The sequence below is a fragment of the Burkholderia sp. Bp9015 genome (genome assembly GCF_003853505.1).
GTDB lineage: Bacteria > Pseudomonadota > Gammaproteobacteria > Burkholderiales > Burkholderiaceae > Burkholderia.
Genome location: NZ_QTPZ01000010.1, coordinates 88688 through 100487, shown reverse-complemented (window position 1 = coordinate 100487; position 11800 = coordinate 88688). Strand labels below are relative to the sequence as shown.

9 protein-coding genes and 1 riboswitch are annotated in these 11800 nt (G+C 72.0%); of the genes, 4 read left to right on the top strand and 5 right to left on the bottom strand.

Annotated elements, in window-relative coordinates; genetic code table 11:
- Positions 1–96: 96 nt before the first annotated feature.
- From DIE12_RS13255 to DIE12_RS13240, 3 genes are all read left to right on the top strand, one after another.
- A complete protein-coding gene (locus DIE12_RS13255) occupies positions 97–2790 on the top strand; it encodes a LuxR C-terminal-related transcriptional regulator (RefSeq protein ID WP_124521762.1) in 2694 nt (897 codons plus the stop codon).
- Between the two features lie 300 nt (positions 2791–3090).
- Positions 3091–4215, top strand: coding sequence for a porin (locus tag DIE12_RS13250; protein ID WP_124485483.1), 1125 nt, complete (start codon positions 3091–3093; stop codon positions 4213–4215).
- Positions 4216–4538: 323 nt separating this feature from the next.
- On the top strand, positions 4539–5243 hold the full coding sequence (locus DIE12_RS13240; RefSeq protein WP_124521766.1) for a glutathione S-transferase N-terminal domain-containing protein: 705 nt from the start codon (positions 4539–4541) through the stop codon (positions 5241–5243).
- A gap of 151 nt (positions 5244–5394) precedes the next feature.
- Here DIE12_RS13240 and DIE12_RS13235 read toward each other — a convergent pair whose 3' ends face one another.
- Entirely contained in the window at positions 5395–5901 is a 507-nt protein-coding gene (locus tag DIE12_RS13235) for a MarR family winged helix-turn-helix transcriptional regulator (protein ID WP_124520773.1), read from the bottom strand.
- A 135-nt stretch (positions 5902–6036) separates the two neighbouring features.
- Between DIE12_RS13235 and DIE12_RS13230 the strand changes: the two genes are divergently transcribed.
- The gene (locus DIE12_RS13230) at positions 6037–7221 is read left to right on the top strand and encodes an MFS transporter (RefSeq protein WP_124521768.1); all 1185 of its coding nucleotides are present in this window, start codon (positions 6037–6039) and stop codon (positions 7219–7221) included.
- A gap of 264 nt (positions 7222–7485) precedes the next feature.
- On the opposite strand, the gene cobM is transcribed toward DIE12_RS13230, so the two are convergent.
- From cobM to cbiE, 4 genes are read right to left on the bottom strand one after another with little or no spacing between them, the layout of a single operon-like run.
- Positions 7486–8214, bottom strand: a complete 729-nt coding sequence (gene cobM / locus DIE12_RS13225) for a precorrin-4 C(11)-methyltransferase (RefSeq protein ID WP_124485487.1) — start codon at positions 8212–8214, stop codon at positions 7486–7488.
- Between the two features lie 44 nt (positions 8215–8258).
- Positions 8259–8990 (bottom strand): cobalt-precorrin-6A reductase, encoded by a 732-nt coding sequence (locus DIE12_RS13220; RefSeq protein WP_124521770.1) that lies wholly within the window; start codon positions 8988–8990, stop codon positions 8259–8261.
- The gene (locus DIE12_RS13215; protein ID WP_124485489.1) at positions 8987–10075 is read right to left on the bottom strand and encodes a cobalt-precorrin-5B (C(1))-methyltransferase; all 1089 of its coding nucleotides are present in this window, start codon (positions 10073–10075) and stop codon (positions 8987–8989) included. Before DIE12_RS13215 ends, DIE12_RS13220 begins: the two co-directional genes overlap by 4 nt.
- Positions 10075–11310, bottom strand: coding sequence for a precorrin-6y C5,15-methyltransferase (decarboxylating) subunit CbiE (gene cbiE, locus DIE12_RS13210; RefSeq protein ID WP_124485717.1), 1236 nt, complete (start codon positions 11308–11310; stop codon positions 10075–10077). The genes DIE12_RS13215 and cbiE overlap by 1 nt, the downstream gene beginning before the upstream one ends.
- A gap of 226 nt (positions 11311–11536) precedes the next feature.
- Positions 11537–11729, top strand: a riboswitch (cobalamin riboswitch).
- Positions 11730–11800 lie beyond the last annotated feature (71 nt).

The window sequence follows — 11800 nt, the reverse complement described above, 5'->3', positions numbered from 1 at the left end:
GGATTGACGCGCGAACGCGGTTCGGCCGATCCTTCCCCCCACGCCCACCCCGGACGCCGGCCTGCACGGCAGCGCCGGATTCCGACTGCTGCCCCGATGGCTCACCCACCCGAACGCGCCGACGCGCCCCCGACCGAACTCGTGCTGAAGACGACCGCGCCGCGCGTGCCGGCGCAGTTGCTCGCGCGCGCGCGGCTGAGCCTTGCCGCGGCGGCGTTCGACGCCCGGCCCGTCACGCTCGTGCAGGCGCCGGCCGGCTACGGCAAGACCTCGCTGCTCGCGCAATGGCGGCGCGAATCGCTCGCGCTCGGCCGCGCGGTCGTGTGGCTGTCCGCCGACGAGCGCGACGACGCGCCGCGCCTGCTGCAGGGGCTCGTGCAGGCGGTGCGCACCGGTTGCGCGCGGCCCGCGTTCGGGCGCCTGATTCCGGACGGCGCGGCCCGCGCGCTGGAGGGGCTGACCGCGTGGCTGGCCGAGGTCGCGCAACTGTCGATCGACGCGCTGCTGATCGTCGACGATGCGGAGCGGCTGCCCGCCGCCGGCCTCGACGCGCTGACCTACGTGCTGCACAACGCGCCGCAGAACCTGCGGGTGGTCGTCGCGGCCCGGCGCGGGCTCGATCACGCGGCCGGCGACCTGCTCGCCGGCGGGCAATGCACGCTCGCGGGCCCCGACTGGCTGCGCTTCACGCTCGACGAGACGATCGCGCTGGTCGGCGCGCGCTTTGCGCAGCGGGTCGACGCCGACGCGTGCGCGCGGCTGTTCGAGCGCGTCGACGGCTGGCCTCTCGGACTGCAGCTCGCGATGGCCGCGATGGCGCGCTCGGCCGATCCGCGCCAGGCCGTCGATGCGCTCGCCGCACGCATGGACGGCACGCGCGACCGGCTCGTCGAACTGCTGCTCGCGAATTTGTCGGCCGACGACACCGCGTTCCTGACCCGCACGAGCGTTGCCGACCGCCTGCATCCGTCGCTGTGCGCCGCGCTGCTCGACGACGCGGCCGCCCCCGACCGGCTCGCACGGCTCGCGCGCGACACGCCGCTGTTCATCGCGTCCGACGCTTCCGACTGGTGCCGGCTGCATCCGCTCGTGCGCGATACGCTGCGCGACCGTCTGACGACGAGCGCCGAAGCAGACCGCAGCGCGCTGCACGCACGCGCGGCCGCGTGGCTCGACGCGCACGGGATGACGGAGGAAGCGGCGCGCCACGCGTATGCGGCCGGCCAGTTCGAGACGGCATACGCGCTCGCGCAGCGCTGCCTCGAGGACGCGATCAAGCAGGGCCGCATCAACGACGTGCTCGACTGGCTCGCGCTGCTGCCCGATGCGGAACTCGACAAGCGCCCGACGCTGCGGATCGCGGTCGCGTGGGCGCTGGCGCTCGGCGAGCGCCATGTCGAGGCGCGGCGCCAGATCGCCGGCATCCTCGCCGACCCCGGCACGCCGGCCGCGATGCGCTACGAATGCGCGCTGATCCTCAGTGCGGCGGCCTACTACGCGGACGAAATCGACCATTTCGTCGAGCTGTTCGAACCGTGGGCCGACTTCACGCCGCCCAGGGCGACCTGGCTCGCGCAGATGCATGCGAACCGCCTGTCGGCGCGCGCGATCATCGTCGGCGAACCGGCGCAGGCGCGCCGCTTCCAGCAGGCCGCGCCGCGCGGCGCGACCGCGGCCGGGTTCGGCTACGTCGCGCGCTGGGGCGAGCTGATCACCGGCCTGAGCTACCTGCGCGAAGGCCAGATCCGGCTCGCGGACGACGCGTTGTCGCCGGCGCTCGCCCGCGCGGAAGCCGATCTCGGGCGCCGCCATCCGCTGACCTGCATGCTTGCGGCGATGTGCGCGGCGATCGCGTACGAGGCCGATCGCGTCGACCAGGCCGCCGCGCTGCTCGCGAACCGGCTCGACGTGCTCGAGCACGCGGGCACGCCCGACACCGTGCTGCTCGGCTACCGGACGGCCGCGCGCATCGCGCTGCTGCGCGGCGTCGAGCATCGCGCGATCGACCTGCTCGAGGCGCTCGACGCGATGGGCGTCGCGCGCCGGCTGCCGCGCCTGTCGGTCGCGAGCCTCGCCGAGCAGGTGCGCATTCACGCGGCGCGCTATCGCGAGGCGACCTGCCATGCGCTGGTCGAGCGGATCGATGCGATTGCCGCGGCCGAGTTTCCGTCGCACGGGCCGCTGTGGCGGCGCCCCGTCGTGCTGCTGCAGGCGATGGCGCACGCGGGCGCCGCGCTTGCCGCGCGCCGCTGGGACGATGCGTGCGCGGCGCTCGACGAAGCCGCCGTGCTGGCCCGCGAAATGAGCATGGGACGCGAGCGCATCGAGATCATGGCGCTCAGCGCGTTCGCGCTCGAACAGTCCGGGCACGGCGGCCGCGCGCTGCTCGACGAGGCGATGAACCTCGCGGACATGTTCGGCCTCACGCGCACGCTCGCCGACGCGCATCCGGCCGTCGCCGACTGGGCGCGCCGCATCGGCGACGAGACGGCCGCGGGCGACGGACCCGCCCGGCCCGCACAGCCGCAGCCGCGCATCGTGCCGCCCGCGCCGCGCAGCACGGCCAGCCCGCGCGCGGTGCCGAGCGTCGTGCTGACGCCGAAGGAGCGCGCGATCCTCGAACTGCTCGCGCGCAACCTGTCGAACAAGGAGATCGCGGTGGCGCTCGCCGTCGGCGAGGAAACCGTGAAGTGGCACCTGAAGAACCTGTTCGGCAAGCTCGACGCCAGCTCGCGCAAGCACGCGGTGCGCCGCGCGCTGGTGCTCGGGTTGCTCGAAAGCGCGCCTTGACGCGCGCGTTGCCCGCCTGCGCACGTCCGAACCGGCCTCAACTCGCGTCAACTCGCCTTAACTGGCCTTGATCGGCCTTGCCCGGCCGTTGATGACAACCGCGTCACCAGGGCTTCCCTCCGATTCTCCGCAACCCTGCCCCCCGCGCATGGGGGGGAGCGGCCGCGCGCCGTTGCGTAGTCTTTCCGCACGGCTCGCACCGGCGTCGCACCCGGCGCCCTCCCGCCTGCCTCGATGCTTCCCCTGCTGCACCCGCCCGGGCTCGATCCCGTGCGGTCCATTACGATCCTGGAGACTTCGATGAAGACGAAACTGGCCGCGCTCGCGGCGCTTGCCGGCAGTGCGGCGCTCGCGCACGCGCAATCCTCCGTCACGCTGTACGGGGTGGTCGACACGGGCCTGCTGTACCAGAGCACGTCGGCCGCGTCGTTCGGCCCGAGCGCGCCGAACACCGGCAAGGTGTTCCGCATGAAGGACGGCGGCATCTATTCGAGCTTCTGGGGCATCAAGGGCAGCGAGGACATCGGCGGCGGCTACAAGGTCAACTTCAAGCTGCAGGGCTCGTTCGACAGCGGCACCGGCAGGATGCAGCTGAGCGACACGCCGGGCGCCGTCGCGATCTTCAACCAGGTTGCGTCGCTCGGCGTGTCCGGGCCGTTCGGCACCTTCACGGCCGGCCGCCAGATCGTGCCGATGATCTACGCGATGGCCGACACCGACGTGCGCAACGCGCAGTTCTTCGGCAGCGTGCTGACCGCGTGGCTCGGCCTGAACACCGCGGCCGGCTGGCCGGGCACGAGCACCAACGGCGCGATCGGCGCGCTGTACGACAGCAATGCGCTCGTCTATCAGTCGCCGACCTTCGCGGGCGCGTCGATCGCGCTCGAATACGCGCCCGGCGGCGTCGCCGGGCAGTTCCAGGGCGGCACGCGCGAATCGGTCGTGCTGCGGTATTCGAACTACGGGCTCAACGCGTCGGCCGTCTACTACAACGGCCACGACACGAATCCGGCGCCGGGTGTCGCGCCGACCGGCGTCGACAACAACCGCTTCATCTACGTCGGCGCGAAATACACGATCCGTGACTTCTCGGTGTCGGCGTCGTACGGCAACGGCAGGAATCCGTCGCATGCGGACAAGGTGAACCTCGACATGCTGTCGGCCGGCGTCGGCTATCGCTTCACGCCCGCGTTGCAGGTGACGTCGGCGGTGTATTACCTGAAGGACCGCAACCGTTCGGAAAACCGCTCGACGGCCGTCGTGCTCACGGCCGACTACAGCCTGTCGAAGCGGTCGATGGTCTATGCGCAGGTCGGCCACGTGAACAACCGCGGCACGATGAACCAGATGCTCGTGTACGGGCAGCCGGTCGCGCCCGGGGTCGGCACGACCGCGGCGATGGTCGGGCTGCGGCACAACTTCTGACGATGCGGTGCGGTGTGGCACGGGTGCCGCAGCGCGCAGGGCCTGGCGCGATGTCCACAGGCACCCGTTCGCGACACGTCGATGCGTCGTCTGTTGAGGCGACTGACCGAAACAGGCAGGCGCGCTGCGCGCGGCGGCGCACGGACACGACGCGTGGCCGCCGTCTGCAGCGATCGCGGGGATCGGCTACAGTGGGCGTCTTCGGCGCGCCCCGCCCGCCGGTCGATGCGTTCGTCCCGTTCCTGCCGCCGTGTCAGCGGCTGCCCGGCGACGCGTAGCAGGCCGGCGGGGCGCGGATCCTCAACGTTGACGAACGAACCCCCATGCCCGATCTGTCCGCCTTCCCGATCACGAAAAAATGGCCGGCCCAGCATCCCGACCGTCTCCAGCTGTACTCGCTGCCGACGCCGAACGGCGTCAAGGTCTCGATCATGCTCGAGGAAACCGGCCTGCCGTACGAGCCGCACCTCGTGCGCTTCGACACGAACGACCAGCTGTCGCCCGAATTCCTGTCGCTGAACCCGAACAACAAGATCCCGGCGATCATCGATCCGAACGGCCCCGACGGCCGGCCGCTGGCGCTGTTCGAATCCGGCGCGATCCTGATCTATCTCGCGGACAAGACGGGCCAGTTGATCCCGAAGGATCCGGCGGGCCGCTACGAGACGATCCAGTGGGTGATGTTCCAGATGGGCGGCATCGGCCCGATGTTCGGCCAGGTCGGCTTCTTCCACAAGTTCGCGGGCCGCGACTACGAGGACAAGCGTCCGCGCGACCGCTACGTCGCCGAATCGAAGCGCCTGCTCGGCGTGCTCGACGCGCATCTCGCGAACCGCAAGTGGGTGCTGGGCGATTCGTACACGATCGCCGACATCGCGATCTTCCCGTGGGTGCGCAACCTCGTCGGCTTCTATGAAGCGGGCGACCTGGTCGGCTTCGGCGAATTCAAGCATGTCGCGCGGGCGCTCGACGCGTTCGTCGCGCGTCCGGCCGTCGCGCGCGGGCTCAACATCCCGGCACGCGGCTGAGCCGCGCGGCGGGCGCACCCGGTGCGGCCCGCCGTCTGTCCGGCCCGCCGCATCGCGCGGCGGGCGGTTCACGCGCTGCCTTTCGCGCGTTTTCTTTCGGTGTTTCCATGTCCCGCTCGTCGCGTTCGTTCGACGTGACGATGCGGCGGCGCTACCTTTCGGCCGACGCTTCTCCTCCCAATCCCGCCAGCAGCTTTTCGAGCAACGCCGCAAGTTGCGCCTGCTCCGCCTCCGACAGCGCGGCCAGCATCGCGCGCTGATTGTCGACGTGCGCGACCACCGCATCGTCGATCAGCGCGCGGCCGGCGTCGGTCAGCGCGACGAGCGTGCCGCGGCCGTCGGCCGGGTTCGGCCGGCGCTCGACCCAGCCGGCCTTCTGCAGCCGGTCGATGCGCGCGGTCATCCCGCCCGACGACATCATCAGCGCGTCGTACAGGGCCGTCGGCGTCAGCGCGAACGGCGCGCCGCTGCGCCGCAGCGTCGCCAGCACGTCGAACTCGCCCGGCTGCATCCCGTAGCGCGCGAACAGCGGATTGAGACCGTCGCGCGCGATCACGAGCGCGGCTTCCTGCAGCCGTCCCATCACGAGCATCGACGACGCATCCAGATCCGGACGCTCGACGCGCCATTGCGCGAGCGCATGCGCGGCTCGATCCATTAACCCTCCTCGGCTCACCAGTTATCTTGACGTCGAGATAAATACGCATTTATCTTGATGTCGAGATACTTTACATGAAAATGCACGGCACGCAGGACGGAGGTGTCGTGCACCGATATCGAGGGCCACTCCATCATGAATCGCTCCACTTCCCCCGGCTGGCGGCTGGCCGCCGTCGTACTGGTCGGGTTGAACCTGCGGCCCGCGCTGGCCGCGATCGGTCCGCTGCTCGACATGATCCAGCGTGCGACCGGCATCGGCGATGGCGCGGCGAGCCTGCTGACCACGATCCCGATCCTGCTGATGGGCCTGGGCGCGCTCGGGGCGCGGTGGCTGCAGCGCGTGACGGGGATCGCCGGCGGCGTGTGGCTCGGCGTCGTGCTGATCGGGCTCGCGTGCGCGTCGCGCTTCGGCGCGCAGCACGCGTGGCTGCTGCTCGCGAGCGCAGGTTGCGCGGGCATCGGGATCGCGATGGTGCAGGCGCTGCTGCCGGGGTTCGTGAAGGCGCATTTCGCGACGCGCATCGGCGGCGCGATGGGCGTCTATTCGACGTCGATCATGGGCGGGGCGGTGCTCGCGAGCGTCGTCGCGCCGTTCGCCGCGGCCCGCTGGAGCTGGCTGGTCGCGCTCGCGGGCTGGGCGCTGCCGGCCGCGGTCGCGGCGCTCGCGTGGCCGCTGGCCAGTCGTGGCGGTGACGCACCGGCGTCCGGGCCGACGGCTGCGCCGCCGATGCAGGCGCGACCGTCGCGCTCGCCGCGGGCCTGGCGGCTCGCGATGTTCTTCGGGATCGCGACGGGTGCCTACACCCTCGTGCTCGCATGGCTGCCGCCGTACTACATGCGGCTCGGCTGGTCGCCGACCGCGGCCGGCAGCCTGCTCGGCGGCGTGACGCTCGCGGAAGTCGTCGCGGGGCTGGCGATCTCGGCGACGATCGACCGCCTGCCCGATCGCCGGCCCGCGCTGCACGCGGCGATCGCGTCGCTGTTCGCCGGATTGCTGGTGATGCTGGCCGCGCCGGACACGCTCGCGATGCCGGCCGCGCTGCTGCTTGGCGCGGGGATCGGCGCGCTGTTTCCGCTGTCGCTGATCGTCACGGTCGATCATGCGGCGACGCCGGCCGATGCGGCATCGCTGACCGGGTTCGTGCAGGGCGTCGGCTATCTGGTCGCCGGGTTGTTTCCGTTCGCGGCCGGCATCGTGCGCCAGCATCTCGCGGATCTGACGCCGGCATGGATCGCGATGGCATGCCTGTGCGTCGTGCTGTTCGCACTGGCGGCGGGCTTCGCGCCGCAGTTTGCGCGGCGTGTCGCGCGTGCGTAGCGCCGTTCAGAAGCGGCGCGTGAAGGCGTCGACCCGGTTCGTGGCCGGCGCGCGGTTGCCCGTTGCCGGTTCATGCAGTGCCGTTCGACGATGGACATCGATCGGCGGCCCGGTTCGCGCGGTTACCCGTTGTCACCCGGTCGCGCCGGTTCACGCGGAGAGCGCCGCTCGACGATGGGTATTGATCGGTTGCCCCGCTCGCGAGGCAACCCATTGTCGCGATGCCTCGCAACGCGAAGTGCGTTGCGTTCGGTACACGCGTCATCACCCCCCGCTCGCGTACAGCGTCGAATCCGCGAACCCTTCCGCATCGAGCACGCGCCCGATCAGGATCAGCGCGGTGCGTTCGATCTGCGTGCCCTGCACCTTGCCGACGATGTCGGCCAGCGTGCCGGTCACGCGCTCCTCGTCGGGCCAGCTCGCGCGATAGATCACGGCGACCGGGCACGCGGGCCCGTAATGCGGCAGCACTTCGTCGACGATCCGCGCGAGATGCCGCACGCCGAGGTGAATCGCGAGCGTCGCGCGATGCGCGGCGAGCGCGCCGAGCGCTTCGCCTTCCGGCATCGTCGTCTTGCCCGCGAAGCGCGTGAGGATCACCGTCTGCGCGACACCGGGCAGCGTCAGCTCGACCCCGAGCGTCGCCGCGCAGGCGGCCGTGGCCGTCACGCCCGGCACGATTTCATAGGGAATCCCGAGCGCTTTCAGCCGGCGGATCTGTTCGCCGATCGCACCGTACAGCGACGGATCGCCCGAATGCACGCGCGCGACGTCCTGCCCTTTCGCATGCGCGTCGGCGAGCAGCGCGACGATCGCGTCGAGGTCGAGCTCGGCGGTATTGACGACCCGTTCCGCACGATGGCCGTCAAGCACGGCCGGCGGCACGAGCGACCCTGCATACAGGATCACCGGGCACGTGCGCACGAGGCGCTGGCCCTTTACCGTGATCAGCTCCGGGTCGCCGGGGCCCGCGCCGATGAAATACACCGTCATCGAAAAATCTCCGTCAATTCATGGGACAGCCGGGTTGCGTGGCATCAAGCACGCGCGGCCGGGTCGAGCGCATCGAGCAGCGCGGCGGCCGAGTTGAACGCGCGGTCGGCGTCAGGCAGCGGCGGCCGGCGCAGCATCACGACCGGCAGCCGGCGTTCGCGCGCGACGTCGAGCTTGGCTTCGGTCGCGGCGCCGCCGCTGTTCTTGCTGACGACGACGTCGATGCCCGCGAGCGCGAACAGCGCGCGCTCATTTTCGAGCGTGAACGGCCCGCGCGCGGCGACGATCTGCGCGCGCGCGTTGCCGGGATGCGCATCGAGGCAGCGCACCAGCCAGAACTGGTGCGGCGGGATCGCGTCGAGATGCGCGAGCGGTTCGCGGCCGAGCGTGAACAGCGGCCGCCGGAACGGCGCGAGCGCGGCCTCGATGCCGCCCCAGTCGTCGACCATCCGCCAGTCGTCGCCGGGTTGCGGCGCCCACGGCGCGCGGCGCAGCGCCCACAGCGGCACGCCCGCGTCGCGCGCGGCGGCCGCCGCGTTCGCGCTGATGCGCGCGGCATACGGATGCGTGGCGTCGATCACGAGGCCGATGCCGGCACCGCGCAGATACGCGGCGAGCCCCGCCGCCCCGCCGAAGCCGCCGACGCGCACGTCGCAGCGCAGGTCGTCGGGCACCTTGCCGAGACCCGCGAGGCTATAGACGTGCCGCGGACCGAGCGCGCGTGCGATCTTCAGCGCGTCGCCGGTGCCGCCGAGCACCAGGATGCGCGCGCTCATCGTGCGATCCCGACGAAGCGGCCCTGCCGGTCGATCGCGAACATCTCGACGGCGACCGATGGCGGCACGATGTCGCGCGCGACCCGCAGCGCGTGCGCGCAGACGAGGTCGCCGAGCGGCACGCCTTCGGCCTGCGCGAGCTTCAGCGCTTCCTGGCTGGTGTTCGCCGCGCGCATCGCGGCCTGCAGCGCGTCGTTCGCGCCCGCCTCGGCCGCCCACTGCGCGAGCAGCGGCAGGTCGATGCTCGAATGGCGGCTGTGCAGGTCGAGATGGCCGGCCGCGAGCTTGCTGAGCTTGCCGAAGCCGCCGCACATCGACAGGCGCGCGACCGGCGCGCGGCGCAGGTGCTTGAGCACCGCGCCGGCGAAATCGCCCATTTCGATCAGTGCCATGTCGGGCAGGCCGTAGTGCGCGCGCATCGCATCCTCGCTCGCGTTGCCGGTGCACGCGGCGATGTGCGCGATCCCGTTCGCGCGCGCGACGTCGATGCCCTGATGGATCGACGCGATGTACGCCGAGCACGAGAACGGCCGCACGATGCCGGTCGTGCCGAGAATCGACAAGCCGCCGACGATGCCCAGCCGCGGGTTCATCGTCTTCAGCGCGAGCGCCTCGCCGCCCTCGACACCGATCGTCACGTCGAAGCCGCCCGTGTAGCCGTATTCGGCCGCGAGCGCGTCGAGGTGCGCGGTCATCATCTGGCGCGGCACCGGATTGATCGCCGGTTCGCCGACCGGCAGCGTGAGCCCCGCGCGCGTGACGGTGCCGACCCCCGGCCCCGCGTGAAAACGCACGCCGGGCACGGCGGCGAGCGCGACCCGCGCGAAGATCAGCGCGCCGTGCGTGACGTCAGGATCGTCGCCGGCATCCTTGATCGTGCCGGCTTCCGCGCCGTCGGCCGTGGCCCGGCAGAACGCGAGCCGCATCATCACGCGCTGCCCCTTCGGCAACACGATCTCGACCGCATCGTCCGCGCGGCCCGCGAGCAGCACGCGTGCGGCGGCGAGCGACGTCGCGGTCGCGCAGCTGCCGGTCGTGTAGCCGAACCGCAGCGGTGCCGGTTGTTCGGGGGTTTCGTCGCGCATCAGGCAGGGTCCGCGAGGTCGGTCGCCGTGGAAGCGGGCTTGTGCACGTCGTACAGCGTGACGGGCAACGGCTGCCGCCACGTGTCGAAGCGGCCGAGCGGCTCGGCGTGCGCGAGCGATACGCGCGTGAGCGTGCCGCCGTGCGCGTCGCGCCACGCGGCGAGCGCCAGCTCGCCCTGCAGCGTGACCGCGTTCGCGACGAGCCGGCCGCCGGGCTTCAGTGCCGACCAGCACGCGTCGAGCACGCCGGGCACGGTCGCGCCGCCGCCGATGAAGATCGCGTCGGGCGCGGCGAGCCCCGCGAGCGCATCGGGCGCGCGCCCGGCCACGAGTTGCAGGCCCGGTACGCCGAGCGCGTCGCGGTTGTGCTCGATGTAGCGCTGCCGCTCCGCATGCGACTCGATCGCGATCGCCTGGCACGACGGATGCGCGCGCATCCACTCGATGCCGATCGAGCCGCTGCCCGCGCCGACGTCCCACAACAGTTCGCCGGGGGCAGGCGCGAGGCGTCCGAGCGTCAGCGCGCGCATGTCGCGCTTGGTGAGCTGGCCGTCGTGGCGGTACGCGTCGTCGGGCAGGCCGGGCGTGAGCGCGCGGCGCGGCGCATCGGGGCCTGCCTGGCAGTCGAGTGCGACGAGATTGAGCGCGGCGGTTTCGTCGATGTGCCAGTCTTGCGCGAGCCCGTCGATGCGCCGCTCGAGCGGGCCGCCGAGGTGCTCGAACACGCTGATGCGCGTCGGGCCGAAGCCGCGCGCGGCGAGTTCGGCGGCGACCGTGGCCGGCGTGCGGCCGTCGGCGCTCAGCACGAACAGGCGCCGGCCCGGCAGCAGGTGACGCGCCAGCGTCGCGAGCGGCCGGCCGACGAGCGACACCGCGCCGACGTCCTGCAACGCCCAGCCGAGCCGCGCGGCCGCCAGCGACAGCGACGACGGTGCGGGCAGCACGCGCCATTCGTCGGGGGACAGTTCGCGCGCGAGCGTCGCGCCGACGCCGAACAGCATCGGGTCGCCGCTCGCCAGCACGCAGACGGGCGAACCGCGCTGCGCGAGCAGGCCCGACAGGTCGAACGGCGACGGCCACGCGGCGCGTTCGGCCGGCAGCCGCGCGGGCAGCATGTCGAGGTGCCGCTTCGCGCCGATGACCCGCTTCGCCTCGAGCAGCGCGCGCCGCGCGCCGCGCCCGAGCCCCGCGTAGCCGTCGTCGCCGATGCCCACTACCGTCAGCCACGCCGTCATGCACCCTTCCCCTTCGTCCGATTCCATCGAGTCGCCGCACGGCGGCCGTGAAGGCGCCGGTGCGGCCGTCCGCATTGCGAAAGTCGGCATGGTACCGTGTTCCACCGCGCGTTTCATCTGCGAGCCCGCCGACGCCGGGCCGCGTTTCGCGTCGGCCGCGGCGCCTGCCCGACGGTCGCCCGGCGGTCGCCTGGGGGGCCCGAAACGCCGGTGAAATCGGGTATCCTACGGCCGTTCGTTCGCCGGTGCCCTTCGGGGCCGAAGAGGGAACACAGGGCGCGCCTCGCGCCGCTGTGGCTGCCCCCGCAACTGTAGACAGCGAGCCGATCTCCCCCCTCATGCCACTGGTTTCACCGGGAAGGCCGGGAGCCGGCGCCGACCTGTCAGCCAGGAGACCTGCCGGCCTGAAAGTGCGTGCGTGCCAGTCGGCGTCGGGCGGGGTGTACCGATGCGTTGGCCGCGGCGCGACACTGTCCCGGTATCCCGTTGA